We start from the raw sequence: 23,244 nt of genomic DNA on the forward strand, positions 1-23,244 counted from the left end.
GAATGGTAATGAGTAAAGACAATCGCGATATTTTGGTTGGTTTAGATATTGGAACTTCCAAGGTCGTTGCCTTGGTTGCTGAATTAGCTCCCGATGGTCAATTCAACGTAGTTGGTGTTGGACAAACTGCATCCAAGGGATTGAAGAAGGGTGTTGTAGTCAATATTGAGGCAACCGTTCAATCGATTCAGAAGGCACTTGAAGAAGCTGAGGTCATGGCTGATCGCCAGATCGTGCAAGTCTTTACTGGCATCGCGGGTAATCACATTGTGAGTTTTAACTCTAGTGGCATGGTTGCCATTCGCGATAAGGAAGTTGGCTCCGGTGATGTTGAGCGAGTACTCGAGACAGCAAAAGCAATCAATATCCCGACCGATCAACAGATTCTCCACATCCTTGTCCAAGAATTCATCATTGATGGGCAGGAAGATGTGCGCGAACCTATTGGAATGAGCGGCTTACGTTTGGAAGTAAAGGTGCATATCGTTACCGGTGCTGTGAGTGCTGCTCAAAATATTGTGAAGTGTGTGCGTCGTTGTGGTCTTGAGGTCAATGACTTGATATTGCAGCCCTTAGCCTCAAGCTTGGCGGTGCTAACTGAAGATGAAAAAGAGCTTGGTGTGGTACTGGTCGATATTGGCGGTGGAACAACGGACATTGCGATTTATTGCCAAGGTTCAATTCGTCATACTGCAGTAATTCCAATTGCGGGCGATCAAATTACCAATGACATTGCTATGGCATTGCGTACCCCAACGATTGATGCGGAAGATTTGAAGATTGCACATGGTATCGCTCGTCAAGAGATGGCTGATCCAACTGCAATGATTGATGTTCCTGGTGTCGGTGATCGTGAGCCACGCCCGATGTCTAAACAAGCATTAGCAGCAGTGATTGAGCCGCGTGTTGAAGAGTTATTTACGCTTGTTAGAGGCGTAGTTCGCGACTCTGGTTACGAAGATATGGTCTCTTCTGGAATTGTTTTAACAGGGGGCACCGCATTAATGCCCGGCATGGTGGAATTGGCCGAACAAGTTTTCTTAAGACCAGCGCGTATTGGTACGCCTGAGTACCGTGGACACCTTCATGAAGTTTTACGAAGCCCTAGATATGCCACCAGCATTGGTTTGTTAATGGAAGGACAAGCGCAGCTATTGCGTGGCCGTCGTGTTTCTCAATCAGGCGCATTACAAGGTGTAATTTCGCGCATGAAGGAATGGTTTGCAGGAAATTTTTAAGTAATTTTTTAAGTTTTTTTCGTCGTCGTCAATGTAGTACGTATTTACCTAGGAGGGTATATGGAATTTGAAATGTTAGATCAAGAAACAGCTGGCAAGACCATTATTAAAGTGGTTGGAGTCGGTGGCGCTGGTGGTAATGCAGTCCAGCACATGATCCGTCGTGGTGTTAATGGCGTAGAGTTCATTTGCATGAACACCGATGCTGGCGCTTTACAGCGTTCTGAGGCATCTGTGAATTTGCAACTGGGCTCTAGCGGATTAGGTGCAGGCGCTAAACCAGAAATCGGTGCAGCTTCTGCTGAAGAAGCGCGCGCACGAATTGCCGATACATTGCAAGGCGCGCACATGGTGTTCATCACTGCAGGTATGGGTGGTGGCACGGGAACTGGCGCAGCTCCAATCGTGGCTCAAGTAGCCAAAGAAATGGGCATCCTCACTGTTGGTGTGATCAGTAAGCCGTTTGATTTTGAAGGTGTGAAGCGTTTGAAGGTTGCTGAGAACGGTGCTGCAGAACTTGAGTCATATGTAGATTCACTCATTGTTGTACTCAATGAAAAACTCTTTGAAGTGATGGGTGAAGATGCTGAGTTCGACAAAGCTTTTGCTTGTGCAGATGATGTGTTGCATAACGCGGTATCTGGCATCGCAGAAATCATCAATGTACAAGGTTTGATTAACGTCGACTTTGAAGATGTGAAGACAGTCATGGGTGAGCAAGGTAAAGCCATGATGGGTACAGCAACTGTTTCCGGTATGGATCGTGCACGCTTGGCTGCTGAAGCTGCAGTTGCTTCACCATTGCTCGAGGGTGTAGATTTATCTGGTGCGCGTGGTGTATTGGTTAATATCACTGCTAGCCGTTCATTGAAGTTGTCTGAGACTCGTGAAGTGATGGCTGCGATTCGTGGCTATGCTGCTGATGATGCAACAGTGATCTTCGGTACGGTATATGACGAGAGCTTAGGCGATGCCTTGCGTGTGACTGTTGTAGCTACTGGTTTGAATAATCCACAAGCTCGTAGAAACAATCAGCCGGAAGTGGTTTGGAGACAAGCTACTGGTACGCATGATGCAATGCCAACGATGGCAGACCTCAATAGCTTTGCTCCTGCGAGTGCATCAGCAGCAATCAGCAAAGTGAGCTTGGATTCTGCGCTAAGTACTAGTGCCGGTTTAGCCTTAACTGGCGCAGGTAATGCTCCAGCAATGGCTGCTCAACCAGCAAGTTCTGGCGTTGACTACAGTCAATATGATTTACCGCGGGTTTTTCGTAGCTCTCGTGAAGCGACTCCTGCGCCTACATTAGGTGCTGATAGCTCTCCTCAGGCTAAATCCATGTTGGACAAAGGGGCTGATTACTATGAAATCCCAGCCTTTTTGCGTAAGCAAGCGGATTAATTCACTGCTTAATACAATAGGTGATTGCAAAATGCCAGCGCGGCGCCCCTCCGGACGACGAATCCCGCGCTTGCGTTGGCATGCTTACTAACAATTATTTATTGGAGATGTCATGATCGCTGTTGGACAAAAATTACCAAACGCTACTCTTTATGAATTTATGAATGAAGAGAGCGAAGGTTGCTCCTTGGGGCCAAATGCCTTTGAAGTTGAAAAAATTACAGCTGGAAAAAAGATTGTGCTGTTTGCTTTGCCTGGAGCGTTTACACCAACTTGCTCTGCAAAACACGTTCCTGGTTACGTTGAGCACTACGATGCGATTAAAGCAAAGGGCGTTGATGAAATTTGGTGCGTTTCCGTTAATGATCCATTCGTAATGGGTGCATGGGGACGTGATCAAAAGGTAGGTAATAAAATTCGCATGCTAGGTGATGGTAGTGCTGAATTTACTAAAAAGCTTGGTTTGGAATTGGACTTAACTGCTCGTGGCTTAGGAGTTCGCTCAGATCGCTACGCTATGATTATTGAAGATGGTGTTGTGAAGTCGCTAGACCGTGAAGCACCTGGCAAGTTTGAGGTGAGTGATGCCGCTTCTATCTTGAAGAAGCTGTAATACGAATTTACTCAATAACTAATACCCCTCTGAATTTAGATATCCAAATATGATGAAGCAACGCACTATCGCTACTCCGGTTAAGACCGTGGGGATTGGCTTGCATTCTGGTCGCAAGGTGACGATTTCTATCAAGCCTGCACCAGTTAATTCAGGGGTTCAGTTTGTTAGAGTGGATACGCCTGAACAGTCGGTTGTACCTGCAACCGCCTTGGCAGTCTGCGATACAAGACTAGCCTCGGTAATTCAAAAAGATGGTGTGCGTGTTTCGACTGTAGAGCATTTACTCTCTGCCTGCGCCGGTCTTGGTCTGGATAATTTATTGATCGAGCTTGATGGCGAAGAAGTGCCCATCATGGATGGTAGTGCCGCCTCATTTTTATTCTTAATTGAATCAGCTGGTATTGCTGAACAAGAAGCAGCCCGTCAATTTGTCGTGATCAAAAAACTAGTTGAAGTTCGTGAAGGCGATAAGCTTGCACGCTTAGAACCCTTCTTTGGTTTTAAGTTGGATTTCACGATTGATTTCAAACATCCAGCGGTAGATAAAACTGGTCAAAGATTTGTTGTAGATTTCGCTGAGCATGCATACCGTAGTGAGATTGGTCGTGCACGTACCTTTGGATTTGCGCACGAAGTAGAGGCTTTGCGTGAAATGGGTTTAGCACGCGGCGGTAGTTTGGATAATGCGATTGTTTTGGATGAGCACCGCATTTTGAATAACGAAGAGCTTCGTTATGAAGATGAATTTGTGCGTCACAAAATCTTGGATGCTATTGGCGACCTCTATCTCATTGGCCATCCTATTGTTGGGGCTTATGTTGCCGAGAAGTCAGGCCATGCCCTCAATAACGCACTTTTACGCAAGCTCTTGGATGATCCAAGTGCTTATGAAATTAGCTCTTTTGCCGAAAATAAGGCTCCCGGAGCTTACTCTCAGGAAAATCAGCCCCTCTTTTTCTAAGGGCATCTGAGGCGGTCTTAACTACTTTGGTTTGTTTTTGAGTAGCTTTTCGATTGAGGATCGCAAGCCTGAATCTGGTCCCAATTTCTCCAATAGAGACTCCCAGGACTTTTTTGCGACCTCATTAAGTCCTTTTGGTTTCTCGCGGACCTCTAAACGGGGCTTTACCTCCCAGGCAGATGGAGCCGGTTTAATCCTCACTTTAATGGTTTTACAAGGTAAGCCAGATATAGCTAACTCATTGATTAAGCTAGGTAATATTTGTTGTAGGCGGGTAGCAATACTGGCGCTGTTAACAAGTAAAAAAAGCTCATCTTGGGACCCAGAGCGCCATCCAGCCTCTATTTTTGAGCTTAAGTGTCCTAAATCGAGCTTGGTCAGGGCTAAATTGATTACGACCTTGAGTTTGGCTAGGTCCTCGGTTTTTGCCAGAATTCCCCCAAGACCATCAGATTCTCGTAAGTAATCCATCCAGTCGTGAGCTGAACGCTTGCGTGGTGGTTTGGGGTTAAAGTTCATAAAAATGGGGTTGCGGGTGATAAACTCAAGGACTTAATTTTCTTCAATATCCCATGGTAATCGGTCTTCTTAAAACCCTGGTCGGCAGTCGTAACGACCGCCTCTTAAAACAGTATCGCAAAGTCGTTGCCAAGGTTGGCTCTTTTGAAGCTAGCCTGCAATCTTTGGATGATGCTGCTCTTGCTGCAAAAACTGCAGAGTTCAAGTCTCGTCTTGCTGCTGGAGAGTCTTTAGACGATATCTCTGCGGAAGCCTTTGCGGTAGTTCGCGAGGCAAGTACACGTGTGATGAAGATGCGTCATTTTGATGCGCAGATTCTGGGCGGCTTGGCACTGCATCAAGGCAAGATTGCTGAGATGGGTACTGGTGAAGGAAAAACCTTAACAGCAACCCTGCCGGTCTATTTGAATGCGCTGACTGGTAACGGTGTGCACGTTGTAACGGTCAATGATTATTTGGCGCAGCGTGATGCCGAATGGATGGCTAAGTTATATAACTTCTTGGGTATGAAGGTGGGTGTGAATTTATCCCAAATGGATCACACCACAAAACAAGAGGCTTATGCTGCCGATATTACTTACGGCACCAATAACGAATTTGGTTTTGATTACTTGCGTGACAACATGGTTCAAGATTTGGGCCAGCGAGTACAACGTGGTTTAGCTTACGCAATTGTTGACGAAGTTGACTCCATTCTGATTGATGAAGCTCGTACACCGTTAATCATCTCTGGTCAGGCCGAAGATCATACGGATCTGTACATCAAGATTAATGCCCTACCATCCCATTTAGAACGCCAAATTGGCGAGGAGAAGGCTGATGGTACTGGTGTAGAAAAGCCGGGTGACTATTGGGTTGATGAAAAGTCCCAGCAAGTGTATTTGACTGAACAAGGTCATGACAAGGCTGAAACTGTTTTAGTTCAGTTAGGAGCGCTCAATGATGGCGACTCTCTTTATGCACCGCAAAATATTACTTTGATGCACCACGTGTACGCAGCTCTGCGTGCACACTCTCTGTATCACCGCGATCAACATTACGTTGTTCAAAATGGTGAAGTCATCATTGTGGATGAATTTACTGGCCGTTTGATGCAGGGCCGTCGTTGGTCCGATGGATTACATCAAGCAGTTGAGGCTAAAGAAGGTGTGCAGATTCAGAATGAGAATCAAACTCTAGCTACCATCACATTCCAAAATTATTTCCGCATGTATGGCAAGTTGGCTGGTATGACTGGTACTGCTGATACAGAGGCTTATGAGTTTAAGGAAATTTACAACTTAGAAACCGTTGTAATTCCACCAAATCGTATTAGCCAAAGAAAAGATAAGCAAGATCAGATTTACAAGTCTTCTCGTGAGCGTTATGACGCGGTGATCAAAGATATTGAAGATTGCTATGAGCGTGGTCAGCCAGTATTGGTTGGCACTACTTCAATTGAAAATTCTGAGTTGATCGCAAACTTACTAGATCAACGTAAATTGCCGCATCAAGTCTTAAATGCAAAGCAGCATGCGCGTGAGGCGGAGATTATTGCTCAAGCCGGTCGTCCAAAAATGATCACGATTGCTACCAATATGGCGGGTCGTGGTACTGACATTGTCTTGGGCGGTAACGTTGGTAAACAGTCATCCCTGATTGAGGCTGATAGCGCTCTTGCCGAGGCAGAAAAAGCAGCCAAGATTAAGCAATTGCAGGATGAGTGGCAAAGTATTCATGACCAAGTGCTGGCAGCTGGCGGTTTGCACATTATTGGTACTGAGCGTCACGAGAGTCGCCGTATTGATAATCAGTTAAGAGGTCGTTCAGGCCGTCAGGGTGATCCAGGTTCTTCCCGTTTTTACCTGTCATTGGATGATGCGCTTCTGCGCATTTTTGCGGGCGATCGTTTGCGTGCCGTGATGGACCGACTCAAGATGCCAGATGGTGAGCCGATTGAAGCTGGCATGGTGACCCGTTCGATTGAGTCTGCTCAACGTAAGGTTGAGGGGCGTAACTTTGATATTCGTAAACAGCTCCTGGAATATGACAACGTTGCGAATGATCAGCGTAAAGAAACGTATCGCCTCAGAAACGAAGTGCTTGAGAGTGTTGATATTGGCGACTTGATTGCCAATTTGCGTGAAGACGTTTTGCGCTCTGTTTGCGCGGTCTATGTGCCACTGGAGTCTATGGAAGAGCAGTGGGACCTGGTTGGACTGGAGAATGTTCTCGCTAGCGAGTGGGGTCTTACGGTTGATCTGCGGAATTGGGTTGAACGTGCCGATACCGTAGAAGATGCAGAAATTGTTGAGCGTGTATTACAGGCTGCTAAAGATGCCTACGATGCAAAGGTAGAGCTCTCTGGACGTGAATCCTTTGCTGGTTTTGAGCGCTCAGTTTTGTTGTACAGCTTGGATAGTCATTGGCGCGAGCACTTGGCCGCGTTAGATCATTTGCGTCAAGGTATTCATTTGCGTGGTTATGCTCAGAAGGATCCGAAGCAAGAGTACCGCCGCGAAGCATTTGAGTTGTATGGTGAATTACTCAATGTCATTAAGAATGATGTTGTGAAAAATATTATGTCCGTACAGATTCGTAGCGCAAGCGAGCTGGATGAAGCCTCCGAGGCAATGAATGATGACTTGGCGAAGCTTTCCGACGTTCAGTATCAGCACGCCGATCCAGACAAGGAAGTAGCAGGCTCAACTGGTGACCGCGGCGCTGCAATTGATATTCAGCCGGCTCCTATTCGCACGGGGCCTAAAGTCGGACGCAATGATCCCTGTACTTGCGGCAGTGGTAAGAAATATAAAAACTGTTGCGGTGCACTAGGTTAACGTTTTGTACAGGGATGTTGCATAAGCATCCTTGTAACCGCTCATCTACAATTGTCAAACTATGACAGTTAACTTACCCCTCCCCCAAAAAGCCGAACTCAAGCCTGTAAAAGGTTTTGAAATGGGCATCGCCGAAGCTGGTATAAAAAAGGCAAATCGTAAAGATTTATTGGTCATGACTTTAGCTCCTGGATCACAGGTGGCTGGCGTTTTTACCTTAAATCGATTTTGCGCTGCCCCTGTACAGGTTTGCCGTGAGCACTTGGCACAAGAGGGCCGTAACGGTGAAATTCGAGCCCTGGTAGTGAATACCGGTAATGCCAACGCTGGGACAGGTGAATCAGGTATGAAGCATGCCTTAGAAACCTGCGCAGCTTTGGCAAAAGATCTGAAGATTAATCCTGAGCAAATTTTGCCTTTTTCAACTGGCGTGATTTTGGAGCCGCTCCCAATTGAAAAAATTATTAGTGCTTTACCAAAGTCGGTAGCTAACCTAGGTGAAGACAATTGGTTTGATGCCGCTGAAGCGATTATGACTACGGATACGCAGCCAAAAGCCACATCAGCGACAGTAGATACGCCTATGGGTAAGGTGACTATTACTGGCATTTGTAAAGGCGCCGGCATGATTCATCCCAATATGGCAACGATGTTGGGCTTTATCGCTACTGATGCTGGTTTTGCCCCAGGTCTCTTGAGTAACCTTACTCGTGAGATCGCCGATCTCTCATTTAATGCCATCACCATTGATGGCGATACCTCTACTAATGACTCTTTCATCATCATGGCGACGGGTCAGTCAGCGGTACAAATTAAATCAGTCAATGATCCTAGTTATGCCATCCTGCGTGAGGCATTAATTGCTCTAGCTAGAAAACTGGCACAAATGATTGTGCGCGATGGCGAGGGTGCTACTAAATTTATGACGATTGAGGTTATTGGCGGCAAGACTTCTGAAGAGTGCCGCTTGGTTGCTAAAGCAGTTGCGCACTCACCTTTAGTAAAGACAGCGTTCTTTGCTAGCGATCCCAATTTAGGGCGCATCCTTGCTGCGATTGGTTACGCGGGTATTACTGACTTAGATGTTGGCCGTGTACAAATGTGGTTAGGTGATGTGTGGGTTGCCAAGAATGGTGGGCGCAATCCTGACTATCAAGAGGCTGATGGCCAGCGAGTAATGCAGGCTCCAGAAATTACAGTGAAGATTGATTTGGGTCGGGGTACTGCCGCACAAACTATGTGGACTTGCGATTTATCACATGATTACGTATCTATTAATGCCGATTACCGCTCATAAAAGATTGTCAGAAATATGAATGAAAAACTAGACCGTCTTTTAGATCATCTTGATACATTTTTACCAAAGCCTTTAACTGAGGAACAGTGGAAATCCTCTACCGCATTTAGATGGCGTCGTCGCGATAGTATTTTCGGTAGCATCGGTTTTTTGCAGCCAGTAAAGCACGTATCCGATATTACCTTCGAGGATTTGCAGAATATTGACCGTCAACGTGACGCGATACGTGACAACACTAAAAACTTTATTCAGAAAAAACCTGCCAATAATATTTTGCTTACGGGTGCCAGGGGAACTGGAAAGTCTTCCTTGATTAAGGCGAGTTTGCATGAGTTCGCGAGTCAAGGTTTACGCCTAGTTGAGGTTGAAAAAGAGTACTTGGCTGATTTAGCTGATATTACTGAGTTGTTGGCTGAGCGCCCAGAGCGCTTCATTATTTTTTGCGATGACTTGTCATTTGAGGATGGGGAATCTGGCTATAAGGCTATGAAATCCGCCTTAGATGGCTCTGTTTCTGCCCAAGTCGACAATATCTTGATTTACGCCACCTCCAATCGTCGTCATTTACTACCTGAGTACATGAAGGATAACGAGAGCTATGTGCATAGCGATGATGGGGAAATTCATCCTGGTGAGGTGGTTGAAGAGAAGATTTCTTTATCGGAGCGATTTGGTCTTTGGTTGTCTTTTTATCCACCAAAGCAAGATGAGTATCTGGCAATCGTGGCCCACTGGTTGCAGCATTTTGGTTTGAATGCTGAGCAAATTGAAGCTGCTCGTTCTGAAGCTTTAGTGTGGGCACTGGAGCGTGGCTCACGCTCTGGCCGTGTTGCTTGGCAATTTGCTAAACACTGGGCCGGCTCAAAGTCATAAGACTCTTTATTGATGAGTGAAATACAACGCCCTATTACTGTTGTTGCTGCTGGAATATTGATTGATGCTGAGGGTCGCTATCTCTTGGGACAGAGGCCAGAAGGAAAACCTTATGCCGGATACTGGGAAGTTCCTGGTGGAAAAGTTGAGCAAGGTGAAACAGTTTTTCAGGCGCTTCAACGTGAGCTACAAGAAGAACTCGGTATCGATATTCACTCTAGTGAAGAGTTAACAGTTCTGGAACATGACTATCCACATGCTTATGTGCGTTTGTATGTAAGCATCATTAGGGAATGGACTGGTACCCCTAAAGGATGTGAAGGCCAGGCCTTATCTTGGGAGTTAATTAATGCAGAATCACCTAGCGTAGAACCTTTGTTACCGGCCGCATGGCCAATGCTGGAGTGCCTCCGGAGGGCTTTGGCTTAAAGCTGACAGAGGGTTAATTTGAACGGTACATCGGCATTTACCAATTGTGCCTTTTTATCCCGTTCGGACTTTAAGAAGCGCACAGAGAGTAAATATTTATTAGCGCTAATTTCTGAAAATAAAGAGTCATCTTCGACGGCAATACGCATTAACTGATATATCTTCCCAGAAGGAGCTTGCTGGAAAGACCCATTGTGCGCAACGACATCCTTAGCTTCACCCGATTGGCGAAGTAAACGTAAAAATAATTGACAGGCCTCCTGCCATGGCAGGAGTGGACCAATATATTTCTCTAGTAACTCGCGACGCTCAGTAGTAGGACTATTTTTCCAGGCATGATAACTTGGTAAATCAATCGGACTAGTACCTCCTGGAATATTTAATCTAGTACGAATAGCATTTAGCCATTCACTCTCAGTAATGACTGAGTTAGGCCTACCCGCAGATTGATTGATGCTGCTAGCAACGACATCAATTTCAGTAAGAGTTTGGGTGAGCGCCTCTTGGTCAACTTTTTGTGATGACTTTAATCCATTGAGTGCATATTTTTGACGTTCAAATTCTTTGAGCAGAAGAGATTTAATATCGCCACGAGCACCAATGTCACCAAGATCGAACAAGATAGAGATTGCATTGTGGTGTAACTCAGGGTCATCCGAGCGAACAAAGTGGTTGAAGCGGGCGAACAAATACTCCAGTCGAAGCATGCTTCGAACTAATTCATTGAAGGGGTATTCGTAGACAATCACAAGCCCATATTCTATGACGAACTCGTGAGATCTTTCTAAATCTGTAAGATTTTTTGGTGCAATTTCAATACATCTGCTTTTAAGTCATCCAGGCTACCTTGGTTTTCGATCACCATATCCGCATGAGCAATACGCTCTTGTCTGCTGGCCTGAGCCTGAATGATTCCTTCAACTTCATTTCGGGATAAATTGCTGCGGTGCATCACGCGCTCAATTTGAGCTTCCTCCGGACAATCAACTACCACGAGGTAGTCCAAGAAAGATAACCAGTTGCCGGACTCAATTAACAAGGGAACTACAAAAACAAGGTAAGGAACCTTTGCCTCTATTAGTCCTTTGGCCTGGCTGATGGTTTTTTCCCGAATGAGTGGGTGGGTAATTGTCTCTAAGGCTTTTCTTGCCTCTGGATTGGAAAATACTAGGCTACGCATCTTCACTCTATCCAGCGCTCCACTAGGGTCAATAAACTCTGTGCCGAACTGTTTTTGAATGGAGGGAATTGCCGAACCATTTGGTGCGGTGATCTGATGGGCAATCAGATCAGTATCAACAACACCCGCACCCAATTGAGCGAGCTGATCACTGACAGCGGTTTTCCCGGAGCCAATGCCACCAGTAAGGCCTACAAAGGGCGCATGCCCTTTAAGTGTGCCTAGGCTAGATTGCTCAGAAGAAGGGTTTGTAGGGTCTGTGGCCATAACAACTCAATGATGCCAGCAATAGCAAGAAAGGGGCCAAACGGAAATGCAGAACGATGATTTTGTTTATTCCATTTCAACCAAATGAAGCCCCCAATTAGCCCAACTAAGGATGCCATCAGCAAAATGCCGGGCAAGGCAAACCAGCCAAGCCATGCTCCCAAAGCTGCCAACAGTTTGGCGTCCCCCATACCAATGCCATCCTGCTTTTTGGCTAATCGATAAAGAGAGTTTAAGAGCCAAAGGGAGGCATAGCCTAAGGTTGCCCCAATGAATGAGTCCTGAAAAGAGACAAATCCTTGGTTGGATAGGCCGCTTACCAATAGACTAGATAGGATTAAGGGCAGCGTGATGACATCTGGCAATCGGAAGGTGCGTAGATCTATATAGGCTAAATACATCAAGACTGGGATGAGGACTATTTGTATCCAGTTCAGAAAAACAATGTTGCCCATTAAACAATCTGTCCTAGGTTAAAGATCGGGAGATATAAGATTATGACTAGACTTCCAATAATGAGCCCAACAAAAATAATTAATAGGGGTTCCAAGCTTTGGCTTAAGGTGTTGAGTCGATTGCTTAATTGGGCGCCTAATGTTGATGCGCGTTTTTGTAGCATTTCAGCGAGGGTGCCACTTTCAGACGCTATACGCAAGAGTTGTAATGTCTCCAAATCAAATAGTAGACGTTTGGGATCTGCTCTCACCATGGCATCTCCGAGAGGCCAGCCACGGGTTACTTGCTTGAAGATTTCAGCACTCAGGTCATGGCTAAGCCAGTGGTTAGAAGATTGCGCAGTGACTCGAAGTGCATCTGGCAGGGGTAAGCCTGATTTCAGTAAATGACCAAATGTCCGACACCAATAGGTGAGGGTTGCTAATCTCAGTAGCTGGCCAATGATGGGGATGCAAAAGCTGATTCGATCACACCGTTTTTGTAGGTTAGGAAGTTTTATCCACGCAAGACCAAAGAGACCTGCAAAGCTAGTCAGACACACTACTATCGCAATATAAAATTTTTCAAACCATGAGGATGCCTCAATTAATGCCTTGGTGGGAGTTGGCAGCTCCGCTTGAAAATGGGCAAAAACATCCTTAAAAACGGGTACAACCCAAATCATCATGACGATGATGAGCAGGCAAGAGCTCGTAAGGGTGACGATGGGATAACTCATTGCCTGTTGAATTTTTCGACGCAATTCAATTTGAGCCTCAAGTTGCTGGCAAATCGTTTTCAAAGCTAGATTGAAGTCCCCAGTTCTCTCACTTACACGAATGAGGTTGATAAACTCCATTGAGAATGCATTTTTTTGGGCGCGTAGGCATTGAGAAAAACTTTCTCCCTTTTTGAGTTGCGTGTAGATGCTCTTAACCCAAGAAAGCCAGGCTTTGGGAGCGCTTGAATAAATGAGTTCAATTGCGTTTAAGAGGGGTAGACCCGCCTCCAATAGCGTCACGAGTTGCTCAGCAAAATGAAGTTGATCCTGCTTGCTTAATGCCATGTACCCACTTCTGCATCCAAGGCTGCTTGATTAATGAGGCCTGCATGCATTTGAATGAGCCCAGCGTCTCGCATACTGAGGTGCGAAGCAGATGGGTTAAATAAATTATTCTTACTCAATACTTCATGAATACCAATACGCCCAAAGTAACCGCTACCTTTACAGGCTTGGCATTGAGTCTTGAATGCTTCATTTTGCTTGAGACATTCCAAACAAGTCTTACGTACTAAACGCTGTGAACTTACGCTTAAGAGACAGGACTCGATAGACTCCTGATCAACCCCAAGATTTTTGAGTCTGGGAACTGCGCCAGAGGCATTGCGAGTATGTAATGTGCTCAGTACGAGATGTCCAGTCTGCGCTGCCTGAATAGCTAAATGGGCAGTGGCGGTATCCCGTATTTCTCCAATCATGATGACATCAGGATCTTGCCTCAATAGGGCGCGAATAATAGTTGGAAAATCTAAACCCGCCTTTGGGTGGTAGGCCACCTGGTTCACTCCCGCAAGACGAATTTCAACAGGATCTTCTATAGAGCAAAGATTGCGATGATCTTGATTGAGTTGACGAAGGCAGCTATAGAGCGTTCGTGTCTTGCCGCTACCAGTTGGTCCTGTAACTAAGATGAGTCCATTAGATTGGACGAGCGCTTGCTGAAATATCTCTAGCTGGTCTGAAAGAAGTCCAATTTCTTCAAGATTTAGATCGTCTACGCAACTTGGCAAAATTCGTATAACTGCCTTTTCTCCATGAAGCGTTGGCAAAATCGAGACACGGCAATCAATATTGGGCTTGGAGAAGTCATGACCAATACATAGGCGCCCATCTTGCGGAAGACGTTTTTCTGCAATATCTAGGCGGGCAAGAACCTTGATGCGTGTAATGAGACGGTCATGAAACTCAATGGGATAGTGCGACTGAATTTGCAGTAAACCATCTACCCTAATACGAATCAGGGTAGCCAGTGTTCCTGCCTCTATATGAATATCACTTGCTCTAGCATCCAGGGCATGTGCAGCAATTTCATACCAAGTGCGAATGATTAGTGAGTCATCAGCAACAATGCTCAATCTTGCGCTGGAGTTAGATTGCTGTTGGGACGATAAAGCTTCACTGTTTTGACACCATGCTCATCAAACTGCACGATTTCCATAACGATTCCAGCAATACGAATACTGACATCATGATCTGGAATGGCCTCAAGTTTTTCGAGAATGAGCCCATTCAATGTGCGCGGCCCATCCAGGGGAAGATTCAGATTTAGGAGTCGATTAAGGTCCCTGAGAGAAGCACTTCCAGTTGCCAGGTAGGTGCCATCAGAAAGCCAACGGGGATCGGTTGAAAGATTAGAAAAAGAGGTGGTGAACTCACCAATGAGTTCTTCCACAATATCTTCAAATGTCACCAAACCTAGAACCTCGCCATACTCATTTACTACCAGGCTTAAACGCTGTTGGTTATCTTGGAAAAATTGCATTTGCTGTAAGACAGGCGTACCGCTGGGGATAAAGTAGGGCTCATTCAATAGGGATCTAAAGTCTTCATGTTTTAGATCGGTATCACCCAATAAGGACAATGCCTTTTTGACAGAGAGGATGCCAACAATACGTTCAGAATCTCCATCGCAGACTGGTAATTTATTGTGATAGCAGGTTTCTAGCTGCTGAATGACTTCATCAATCGGTCTTGAAAGATCCAAAACTTCAATCTTGGCTCTCGGTGTCATCACATCATCAACAGTAATGTTTTCGAGGTTAAACAGATTCAGCAAAATATTGCGGTGATGATTGGAAACAAAGCGATTTGATTCCAACACAAGACTGCGTAACTCTTCTTTGCTCATCGCCCTACTATCCGAAGAGGATTGCAATCCAGAAACCCTCATCAGGCCGGAGACAAAGCTATTAATAAACCAAAGCAAAGGTTTAAGAACAAAAGTAAGCGGCAAAATAAACCAGCCGACACTGGAGGCGATCTTTTCGGGGAATGCAGCACCAATCACTTTGGGAGTAATTTCACTAAAGATGATGATGAGCAAGGCAACTACTAAAGTCGCAATCGAGAGAACGAGGCCACTGTCACCAAAAATATGCAGGGCAATGCCCGTTACTAGAATGGGTAAAACGGTATTAATCAGATTATTGGAAATCAGTAGTACTGATAGCAGGGAATCAATGCGCTTTAAGAGTCTTTCGGCGAGCGCTGCACCTGCATTGCCACCATTGGCCATGGCGCGCAGGCGATGGCGATTGGAGGATAGCATGCTGGTTTCTGCCATAGAGAAAAAACCAGAGAGTGCAAGTAAAAATAGGACTAGAGCAACTTGACCATAAAAGGGCCAATCGTCAAAAAAGTTGTCCATGGAGTCTGCCTGAAAAAAGTAAGGATGAGTCAATATAGCAAAGTGGCATATGACAGGCTATAGCTATAGAGTAAAGGACTGTCATCTGTCTTGTTTAATTGTGTCAGAATCAATCGCTATGGCTAGATCATTCCCTTTAAAGCTCGCTGAAGGCGCTAGCTATTGCGTCGTGGAGGCACCTTTTGGGTGTCTTGGAATTTTGACGGAATTGGTTGAGGGCAGTTTGATGATTTCTAGGATTGATTATTTGCCCGCCAATACGGCTTTGATCTCTCCGCAGAACCAATTAGCCAAGGAGGTTGTGCGGCAGTGTAAGGCCTACTTTAAGACCCCTCATTGGCAATTCGATTTACCCACTAAACCAGCCGGGACTGTCCATCAGAGAAAAGTTTGGGCCAACATTCAAGAGATGCCTGCAGGTAAGACGAAAACTTATGGTGAGTTAGCTAAGGAAATTAAAAGTGGGGCAAGAGCGGTAGGTACGGCATGCGGCGCGAATCCTTACCCCATAATTACACCGTGTCATAGAGTGGTGTCAGCCCAGGGAATTGGTGGCTTTATGAAAGAAAACTCCCCTGGTCTTTATCGCCAAATTAAGCTTTGGCTTCTTAAGCACGAAGGTGCTTTATAGGCTTGCTTATTTAGCGAGTGATCTGCTGGTGAAATAGAAAAAACTTTTCATCAGTAAATCACTTCTGACAGCCCACCGTGTGAAGCTATAGAAGCTCATAACAGAGCTTCTTGAGAGCTTTACCTCATCCTTGTTATCAAATTGCTTTTGATTGGCAATCTTCGACAGCGTCATTACCGCTAAGCCAAAGGCTAAAAAACAAAAGCGTCTCATACCCTGTTCTTGTTTGGGGATCAACAGAATGTAATCTAGCGAGTCTTGTAGTTTTTGATAAGCAATGTTCAGGAGGTCTGCCTGACTTACATTCACTGGCTTCCAGGATACGCCGCGCGCTTTATCCTCAGGAGAGTCTTTGAGAATATTGGTCATTTGAAGTGCTTGACCAAATGCGATTGCCAGGTTTTCATGCCCCGCTATTCGGGCTTTAAAGTCAGGGGAGTGATTGCTAAAGATTGTGGTTAGTAGTTCTCCAACGACGCCTGCAACTACATAACAATATTGTTCAAACTCAGCGAGGTCTTGAAGGCCGGTTTGATTCTGTTTTCCATGAAAGTAGGACATACCTTCAGACATGATGGAAACGCAGCGACTCACTGCTTCCTGGTCATGGTTAGAGCAGGTATGCAAAATACGCAAAACAGTTGGCGTATGGGCAATTAAATCTAACTCATCTCGGTTACTGTAATTCTCTAACGCTTCTAAACAAGGCTGAACAAACGTTTCTACAGGGACCTTTTCTAGCACCGCATCCAGAAAGAGCGCCGATAGTGATTGCTTAGCCTGCGCACTTAAGTCTGCCGCATCCTCAATAGTGTCAACAATACGGCAGAGCAAATAGGTATTGCCGACGACCTTTTCGATGTTTGGCGGCAGTAACGGGATAGTAAGGGCAAAAGTGCGTGATACGGAACCTAGAATGGCTTTTTGATAAGCCACGTCGGCGGATTGGCCTGATATCAGGGGTTTTTTAGGGGCTCTCACTCTTGAATTATGTCAGACCGGCGTCTTTTATGGGGTGCTCCAACGAGATGCTTTTTGTTATCTACTAAAAGTGACAAAGCCATATAATTTCATCAAATTTCAGAAGGAGTAATTAGGCGTGCTCATTTGGTTCGTCGTTATTTACTGGGTTATCTCAGTTGGCATTGGCTTGTGGGCTGCCCTTAGAGTCAAAAATACTGCTGACTTTGCTGCAGCTGGGCACAGCCTTCCTTTGCCGATTGTCACTGCCACTGTTTTTGCCACTTGGTTTGGCTCTGAAACTGTTCTTGGAATTCCAGCTACTTTTCTAAAAGAGGGACTAGGGGGCGTAGTCTCCGATCCATTTGGATCTTCCTTATGCTTGATTTTAGTTGGCCTCTTTTTTGCCCGTCATTTATACAACCGCCGCATGCTCACTATTGGCGACTTTTTCCGTGAGAAGTATGGCCGCACTGTAGAAGTTTTAGTAACGCTCTGTATTGTGGTTTCTTATCTGGGTTGGGTGGCTGCACAAATTAAAGCACTTGGGCTCGTATTTAACGTGGTGTCAGACGGTAGTATTTCTCAAACAGGCGGCATGTTGATTGGTGCAGGTAGCGTATTGATTTACACCCTCTTCGGTGGGATGTGGTCAGTTGCTATTACTGACTTTATTCAAATGATCATTATTGTGATTGGCATGCTTTACATCGGCGGCGAGATGACCATGCAGACTGGCGGCGTCGGCGTAGTGATTGAGCATGCGGCGGCTGCTGGTCAATTTAGTAACTTCTGGCCGGATATGAATTTAGCTTCGATCTTGGGCTTTGTAGCTGCTTTGTGCACCATGATGTTGGGATCTATTCCTCAGCAAGACGTCTTCCAGCGGATTACTTCATCCAAAAACGTCAATATTGCAGTGCAAGCAGCCTTACTCGGTGGCGTACTCTATTTTATTTTTGCTTTTGTACCAATGTACTTGGCCTATTCAGCAACCTTGATTGATCCGGATTTGGTGAAGACGTATCTCAACACAGATCCTCAAATGATCTTACCTAAACTGATTCTTAATCACGCTCCACTGATTGCGCAGGTGATGTTCTTTGGCGCGCTTCTATCGGCTATCAAAAGTTGTGCCAGTGCCACCTTATTAGCGCCATCAGTTACTTTCGCCGAAAACATTGTGCGGGGATTTTTTAAGCATTTGTCCGATCATGATTTGCTAAAAGTCATGCGAATTACAGTCTTATGTTTTGCAGTGGTAGTAACTTTCTTTGCTGTGAACTCCGAGCTTTCTATTTTTAAAATGGTGGAGAGTGCCTACAAAGTAACCTTAGTTGCCGCTTTTGTACCCTTAGCGTTTGGGGTGTATTGGTCGCGAGCCAACTCCTTAGGTGGATTGCTAGCAGTGGTGGGGGGATTAAGTATTTGGATTAGCTGTGAAATTTTGGCTCCAAATGCTATTTTGCCGCCCCAATTAGCCGGTTTATTAGCAAGTATTGCCGGAATGATTTTGGGTAGTTTGGTGCCAAAAGATTCATTAAAGGGCATTTGAGGTATTAATTGCTTAAAAATTAGGCAATTAAAATTGCTGCAGCGCAAAATCCCAATTAAAATAGATCTAATTCAAAATTTTTAGTTCTTATGGAGTTCCTATGAAAATCTGTGTGATCGGTGGGGGTGGCGCTATTGGCGGCTACTTAGCTGTCATGTTGGCGCGAGCAGGTAATGATGTAACGGTTGTTGCACGTGGTGCCACTTTGGCTGCAATCAAAGAGCGTGGCCTCGCCTTGATTATGGACGACCAACCAGAACCTTTGGTTGCTCAAGTGAAAGCTGTAGAAAAAATTCGCGATGCGGAAACTCCAGATGTTGTCATTCTGGCAGTGAAGGCCCATCAAGTTGAGCCGATCATCGATGATTTGGCTGCCATCATGGGTCCTGAAACAATTTTGATCCCAATGCAAAACGGAATCCCTTGGTGGTATTTCCAGAAGTTGGGTGGCGAGTATCAAGATCACTCAGTTGAAACAGTGGATGTTGGTGGTGTAGCTAAGAGCTCCATTAATCCAAACAACATCATTGGTTGTGTGGTGTATCCAGCAACGTTTACTCAAGCTCCTGGCGTCATCCGTCACGTTGAAGGTAATCGTTTCCCATTGGGTGAATTGGATGGTAAAACTACCGATCGTATTCAAAAGATGTCTGAGATGATGGGTGCAGCTGGATTCAAATCTCCTATTTTGGAAGACATCCGTTCTGAGATCTGGCTCAAGCTTTGGGGCAACATGACTTTCAACCCAATCAGCTCGCTGACACATGGTACCTTGGAGGGCATCTGCCAATATCCATTGACCAAAGAGTTAGCGCGCAACATGATGGCTGAAGCTCAAACTATCGCAGAGAAGTTGGGCGTGACCTTCCGCGTTGACATTGAGCGTCGTATCGCTGGCGCAGAAAAAGTCGGTAAACATAAAACTTCTATGTTGCAAGACTTAGAGGCTGGTCGCAGCTTAGAGATTGACGCTTTGTTGGGCTCAGTAATCGAGCTTGGTAAGATTACTCAAACTCCAACACCTTGCTTAAACACCGTATTTGCTTTGACTAAATATTTGGATGAAAATGTCCAAGCCTCCAAAGGCAGCCTTGCATTGCCTTCTGTATCCGGTTATTAAACAGTAAATTTAAAGCAACAAAAAACCCTTGCTACTTAACATAGCAAGGGTTTTTGTTTTAAAAGCCGTCAGTTATTGAAGGTGTTATTCGAAGCGATTATCAAGACGGCCTACACCATCAATGATGATGCTCACGTTGCTGCCAGGCTTCATCGAGCCAACGCCAACTGAGGTACCGCAAGCAATAATGTCACCAGCTTCAAGTGGAACATCTTGAGAAATTAAGCTCACTAGTTTTGCGGGCGAGAAAATCATATCTGCAATCGGGTAATTTTGACGTTCTTGATCATTCAGGATCGTCTTAATCGTGAGCTTGCTTGGGTCTACATCGGTAGTAATGTAAGGGCCAAATACACCAAAGGTATTAAAGCTCTTTGCGCGGGTCCACTGTGCGTATCCGGGATCACGATTCAGGATCTCAATAGCGGTGACATCGTTGATGCAGGTGTAGCCAAAGATCGCTTTGCCTGCTTCAGTCTCATCGACTTCATGACAACGCTTTCCAATGACTATGCCAAGCTCCCCTTCATAAACTACTTTTCCAGAGTAAGACTTTGGCGTCCGAATGACTTGGTTTGCTGCCAAGAAAGAATTATTTCCCTTGAGGAAGTACAAAGGCTCTGCTGGCACAGCATGCTCAAGCTTGGTTACCAATGCATGAAAGTTATCCACCATGGCAACCATTTTTGAGGGGGTGCAAGGGATGTCGATAGTGACGTCGGCTAGTTGGAGAGTTTCGCCGGTAGCCTTCGGTCCTTTGAATAAATCCCCCTCATATACGGCGATTTGCTTCCCCTGCACTTGCCCTAAACCACTTTTTCCTTGATGCTGAAATCTAAGCCACTGAGCCATAATGAGTTCCTATGAAGTTAAATATTTGATATGCAATATCTTACAGGGGTGGATTGATGTTTAAGACTTCTGAGCTTGCATTTGCACCAGAACAGGATCAGCCGGTTCGTTACATGGAGCGAACCCGTAGCTATTACCTCGGCTTGGGCTATGAGAATCCATATGTATGGGCCCACTTCATTGATGTGCCATTTACCCCTCTTAAGAAGTCACTTTCTCAGTCTGTGTTGGGCTTAATTACCACCGCTGTTCCCTATAACTCGGAAAAGGGGGATCAAGGCCAGGGGGCGCCTTATAACGCATCAGCAAAGTTTTATCAGCCTTATCAACTCTCGATCGATGGCAATATTGATTTACGAATCGCTCATGTTGGAATTGATCGTCAGAATGCCAATATGACAGATGCCAATTGCTGGTTTCCGTTGGAAGCAGCGAAGAGGGTAGTTACTGCAGGTAGGGTAAAGATGCTTTCACCAAACTTGTATGGATTGCCCACTAATCGTAGTCAACGCCACACTCTGGAGATTGATGCCCCTCTTGTGTTGGAAATGCTTCAAGCGGATGGTGTGGATGTGGCCGTATTAATCCCAAACTGTCCGATATGTCATCAGAGCCAAAGCTTGTTGGCACGATATTTAGAGGCTGCAGGAATTTCTACAGTAGTGATGGGTGCTGCTAAAGATATTGTTGAGTATTGTGGTGTGCCGCGATTTTTATTTAGTGATTTTCCATTAGGTAATGCAGCTGCAAAGCCAAACAATATTCCATCACAGGACTTCAATTTTGACTTAGCCTTGCGCTTGCTAGAGTCAGCTCCCGCTGCGCGTACGACTATTCAATCCCCGTTGGTATGGTCAGTTGATCCATTGTGGAAATTGGATTACTCAAATCTAGAGAACTTATCTGCGCAAGAAATGATGCGTTTACGTGAAGAGGCAGAACAGGCGCGGATTACTGCGCGTGAGCTCAGGGCAAGCAGTTTGGGGACTTAAGTTTGTCTTGTAAGAGAGTAGGCACATAGTGCTTTTAGTGCCGCACTTGCTTCATTCTCTGGAAACTCTTTCAGGCAGTCTAAAGCCAAATCTGCTTCACGTTTTGCGGCTGCTTGCGTGTAGTCTAAGGCACCAGAGTTTTGTACGGCAGCCAGAATTTGTGCAAATACATCATCTGGTAAATCTTGGTTTTGTTCAATCGCTGCACGAACAAGAAGACGTTCCTCATTGCTGCCATTTTCGAGCAAGTAAATCAGTGGCAGTGTCGGTTTTCCTTCGCGCAAATCATCACCTGCATTTTTCCCCATCTGCGCAGCATTGGCTGTGTAGTCGAGTAAATCGTCCATGAGCTGAAAAGCGGTGCCGATATGACGGCCGAATGCAGCGGCTTGTTCTCGATGTGCATCGCTAGCATTTGCCAGAATGGCGCCAAGTTCTGTAGACGCCTCAAATAATTTAGCGGTTTTATAACGGATGACTTGTAGGTAGCTAGCTTCATCTACCTCTGGATCGTTCATATTCAGAAGTTGTAAGACTTCGCCTTCGGCAATCGTATTAGTTGCGTCGGACAAAATTTGCATAACCCTCAGATCATTTGGACCCACCATCATTTGGAAAGCTCTGGAATATAGGAAGTCACCCACTAAAACGCTAGCCGCATTACCAAAAGCAGCGTTTGCGGTCTCGCGACCTCTTCTGAGGGTAGATTCATCGACGACGTCATCATGAAGCAGGGTAGCCGTGTGAATAAATTCGACGACAGCGGACATTTCTAGGGTGTGGGGTATCTTCTTGCCATTAGCCAAGGCTTTGGCTACCAGCATCAACAGGGCAGGTCTTACCCGTTTGCCCCCAGCCTGGATGATGTAGCCCGAGATTTGGTCGATTAAGGCAACTTTTGAGGCCAAACGCTGACGGATAACCTCGTCTAAAGCCTTGAAATCTAAGGAAATTGGGGCCAGAATTTGGCTTAAGTCATTGATTTTGACAGTGCTCGGCATGCAAGATATAATAATGGGCTTAGCTGGTCCAGGGTGGATTAGCTTAAATGTAGATATTAATTGAGGTTTCAAACCATGTACGCGGTCATAAAAACCGGTGGCAAACAGTATAAAGTTGCTGCAGGCGAAAAATTGAAAATAGAACAGATACCAGCGGAAATCGGCAGCGAAATCACTCTTGACCAAGTCCTCGCCGTTGGCGAAGGCGCTTCACTGAAATTAGGTGATCCATTGGTTAATGGTGCAGCTGTGATGGCCACTGTCGTCTCCCAGGGACGTCACGATAAAGTGACAATCTTTAAGATGCGCCGTCGCAAGCATTATCAAAAGCACCAAGGCCATCGTCAGAATTTCACTGAAATTTTGATCAACACGATTAAAGCCTAATTCAGGGTAGGAGAAAGATATGGCACAGAAAAAAGGCGGCGGCTCAACACGAAATGGTCGCGACTCAGAATCGAAACGCTTAGGCGTTAAGGTATTTGGCGGCGAGCATATTAATGCTGGCAGCATCATCATTCGTCAACGTGGCACACGTGTACATCCAGGTGCTAACGTTGGTATTGGTAAGGATCACACTTTGTTCGCCTTAATTGACGGCCAAGTGGAATTCGGCGTTAAGGGTGCTTTGAAGAAGGCCCAAGTTTCAGTCTTGCCTCGTTCATAAGGC

Annotated in this window: 24 protein-coding genes; 14 read left to right on the forward strand and 10 right to left on the reverse strand. The window is 45.5% G+C overall.

What is annotated here, in order from left to right:
• Positions 1-8 precede the first annotated feature (8 nt).
• From ftsA to lpxC, 4 genes are all read left to right on the forward strand, one after another.
• Positions 9-1,238, forward strand: a complete 1,230-nt coding sequence (gene ftsA / locus AOC20_RS00935) for a cell division protein FtsA (protein ID WP_215321364.1) — start codon at positions 9-11, stop codon at positions 1,236-1,238.
• 60 nt (positions 1,239-1,298) lie between these two features.
• Positions 1,299-2,639 carry a cell division protein FtsZ gene (gene ftsZ / locus AOC20_RS00940; RefSeq protein WP_215360703.1) on the forward strand — a complete coding sequence of 447 codons (1,341 nt, stop codon included), beginning with the start codon at positions 1,299-1,301 and terminating at the stop codon, positions 2,637-2,639.
• Between the two features lie 112 nt (positions 2,640-2,751).
• Entirely contained in the window at positions 2,752-3,252 is a 501-nt protein-coding gene (locus AOC20_RS00945; RefSeq protein ID WP_215360704.1) for a peroxiredoxin, read from the forward strand.
• A 49-nt stretch (positions 3,253-3,301) separates the two neighbouring features.
• On the forward strand, positions 3,302-4,216 hold the full coding sequence (lpxC, locus tag AOC20_RS00950; protein WP_215360705.1) for a UDP-3-O-acyl-N-acetylglucosamine deacetylase: 915 nt from the start codon (positions 3,302-3,304) through the stop codon (positions 4,214-4,216).
• 21 nt (positions 4,217-4,237) lie between these two features.
• Here lpxC and AOC20_RS00955 read toward each other — a convergent pair whose 3' ends face one another.
• The gene (locus tag AOC20_RS00955) at positions 4,238-4,735 is read right to left on the reverse strand and encodes a hypothetical protein (RefSeq protein ID WP_215360706.1); all 498 of its coding nucleotides are present in this window, start codon (positions 4,733-4,735) and stop codon (positions 4,238-4,240) included.
• A 53-nt stretch (positions 4,736-4,788) separates the two neighbouring features.
• Here AOC20_RS00955 and secA point away from each other — a divergent pair, with 53 nt between their 5' ends.
• The 4 genes from secA to AOC20_RS00975 all read left to right on the forward strand — a co-directional run bounded on the left by secA (position 4,789) and on the right by AOC20_RS00975 (position 10,153).
• A complete protein-coding gene (secA, locus tag AOC20_RS00960) occupies positions 4,789-7,554 on the forward strand; it encodes a preprotein translocase subunit SecA (RefSeq protein ID WP_215360707.1) in 2,766 nt (921 codons plus the stop codon).
• Between the two features lie 61 nt (positions 7,555-7,615).
• On the forward strand, positions 7,616-8,851 hold the full coding sequence (gene argJ / locus AOC20_RS00965) for a bifunctional glutamate N-acetyltransferase/amino-acid acetyltransferase ArgJ (RefSeq protein WP_215360708.1): 1,236 nt from the start codon (positions 7,616-7,618) through the stop codon (positions 8,849-8,851).
• Positions 8,852-8,866: 15 nt separating this feature from the next.
• The gene (locus tag AOC20_RS00970) at positions 8,867-9,724 is read left to right on the forward strand and encodes an ATP-binding protein (protein WP_433915459.1); all 858 of its coding nucleotides are present in this window, start codon (positions 8,867-8,869) and stop codon (positions 9,722-9,724) included.
• Between the two features lie 12 nt (positions 9,725-9,736).
• The gene (locus tag AOC20_RS00975; protein WP_215360709.1) at positions 9,737-10,153 is read left to right on the forward strand and encodes an NUDIX domain-containing protein; all 417 of its coding nucleotides are present in this window, start codon (positions 9,737-9,739) and stop codon (positions 10,151-10,153) included.
• On the opposite strand, the gene zapD is transcribed toward AOC20_RS00975, so the two are convergent.
• The 6 genes from zapD to AOC20_RS01005 are packed head-to-tail and all read right to left on the reverse strand — an operon-like array spanning position 10,150 to position 15,463.
• On the reverse strand, positions 10,150-10,902 hold the full coding sequence (gene zapD, locus AOC20_RS00980; RefSeq protein WP_215360710.1) for a cell division protein ZapD: 753 nt from the start codon (positions 10,900-10,902) through the stop codon (positions 10,150-10,152). The genes AOC20_RS00975 and zapD overlap by 4 nt on opposite strands.
• 35 nt (positions 10,903-10,937) lie before the next feature.
• On the reverse strand, positions 10,938-11,600 hold the full coding sequence (gene coaE / locus AOC20_RS00985) for a dephospho-CoA kinase (RefSeq protein WP_215360711.1): 663 nt from the start codon (positions 11,598-11,600) through the stop codon (positions 10,938-10,940).
• The gene (locus AOC20_RS00990) at positions 11,555-12,055 is read right to left on the reverse strand and encodes a prepilin peptidase (RefSeq protein WP_215360712.1); all 501 of its coding nucleotides are present in this window, start codon (positions 12,053-12,055) and stop codon (positions 11,555-11,557) included. Before AOC20_RS00990 ends, coaE begins: the two co-directional genes overlap by 46 nt.
• Positions 12,055-13,101, reverse strand: coding sequence for a type II secretion system F family protein (locus tag AOC20_RS00995; RefSeq protein ID WP_215360713.1), 1,047 nt, complete (start codon positions 13,099-13,101; stop codon positions 12,055-12,057). The genes AOC20_RS00990 and AOC20_RS00995 overlap by 1 nt, the downstream gene beginning before the upstream one ends.
• On the reverse strand, positions 13,092-14,171 hold the full coding sequence (locus AOC20_RS01000; RefSeq protein ID WP_215360714.1) for a GspE/PulE family protein: 1,080 nt from the start codon (positions 14,169-14,171) through the stop codon (positions 13,092-13,094). The genes AOC20_RS00995 and AOC20_RS01000 overlap by 10 nt, the downstream gene beginning before the upstream one ends.
• A complete protein-coding gene (locus AOC20_RS01005; protein ID WP_215360716.1) occupies positions 14,168-15,463 on the reverse strand; it encodes an HlyC/CorC family transporter in 1,296 nt (431 codons plus the stop codon). The genes AOC20_RS01000 and AOC20_RS01005 overlap by 4 nt, the downstream gene beginning before the upstream one ends.
• Before the next feature lie 118 nt (positions 15,464-15,581).
• On the opposite strand from AOC20_RS01005, the gene AOC20_RS01010 reads away from it, so the two are divergent.
• Positions 15,582-16,094: a methylated-DNA--[protein]-cysteine S-methyltransferase gene (locus tag AOC20_RS01010; RefSeq protein ID WP_215360718.1), complete on the forward strand. Its 513-nt coding sequence runs from the start codon at positions 15,582-15,584 to the stop codon at positions 16,092-16,094.
• A gap of 6 nt (positions 16,095-16,100) precedes the next feature.
• On the opposite strand, the gene AOC20_RS01015 is transcribed toward AOC20_RS01010, so the two are convergent.
• The gene (locus AOC20_RS01015) at positions 16,101-17,075 is read right to left on the reverse strand and encodes a squalene/phytoene synthase family protein (RefSeq protein WP_215360719.1); all 975 of its coding nucleotides are present in this window, start codon (positions 17,073-17,075) and stop codon (positions 16,101-16,103) included.
• A 118-nt stretch (positions 17,076-17,193) separates the two neighbouring features.
• On the opposite strand from AOC20_RS01015, the gene AOC20_RS01020 reads away from it, so the two are divergent.
• Both AOC20_RS01020 and AOC20_RS01025 read left to right on the forward strand, forming a co-directional pair.
• Complete coding sequence (locus AOC20_RS01020) at positions 17,194-18,609, forward strand: high affinity choline transporter 1 (RefSeq protein ID WP_215360720.1); 1,416 nt, start codon at positions 17,194-17,196, stop codon at positions 18,607-18,609.
• Positions 18,610-18,709: 100 nt separating this feature from the next.
• Positions 18,710-19,729 (forward strand): 2-dehydropantoate 2-reductase, encoded by a 1,020-nt coding sequence (locus AOC20_RS01025; RefSeq protein ID WP_215360721.1) that lies wholly within the window; start codon positions 18,710-18,712, stop codon positions 19,727-19,729.
• 84 nt (positions 19,730-19,813) lie between these two features.
• Here AOC20_RS01025 and AOC20_RS01030 read toward each other — a convergent pair whose 3' ends face one another.
• Entirely contained in the window at positions 19,814-20,581 is a 768-nt protein-coding gene (locus tag AOC20_RS01030) for a fumarylacetoacetate hydrolase family protein (RefSeq protein WP_215360722.1), read from the reverse strand.
• Positions 20,582-20,637: 56 nt separating this feature from the next.
• Between AOC20_RS01030 and AOC20_RS01035 the strand changes: the two genes are divergently transcribed.
• Positions 20,638-21,573 carry a hypothetical protein gene (locus AOC20_RS01035; protein ID WP_215360723.1) on the forward strand — a complete coding sequence of 312 codons (936 nt, stop codon included), beginning with the start codon at positions 20,638-20,640 and terminating at the stop codon, positions 21,571-21,573.
• Here AOC20_RS01035 and AOC20_RS01040 read toward each other — a convergent pair.
• Complete coding sequence (locus AOC20_RS01040; protein ID WP_215360725.1) at positions 21,570-22,574, reverse strand: polyprenyl synthetase family protein; 1,005 nt, start codon at positions 22,572-22,574, stop codon at positions 21,570-21,572. The genes AOC20_RS01035 and AOC20_RS01040 overlap by 4 nt on opposite strands.
• A gap of 75 nt (positions 22,575-22,649) precedes the next feature.
• On the opposite strand from AOC20_RS01040, the gene rplU reads away from it, so the two are divergent.
• Positions 22,650-22,961 carry a 50S ribosomal protein L21 gene (gene rplU / locus AOC20_RS01045; RefSeq protein WP_011902040.1) on the forward strand — a complete coding sequence of 104 codons (312 nt, stop codon included), beginning with the start codon at positions 22,650-22,652 and terminating at the stop codon, positions 22,959-22,961.
• A gap of 19 nt (positions 22,962-22,980) precedes the next feature.
• Positions 22,981-23,241 carry a 50S ribosomal protein L27 gene (gene rpmA / locus AOC20_RS01050; protein WP_011902041.1) on the forward strand — a complete coding sequence of 87 codons (261 nt, stop codon included), beginning with the start codon at positions 22,981-22,983 and terminating at the stop codon, positions 23,239-23,241.
• Positions 23,242-23,244 lie beyond the last annotated feature (3 nt).

The organism is Polynucleobacter ibericus (assembly GCF_018687955.1).
GTDB lineage: Bacteria > Pseudomonadota > Gammaproteobacteria > Burkholderiales > Burkholderiaceae > Polynucleobacter > Polynucleobacter ibericus.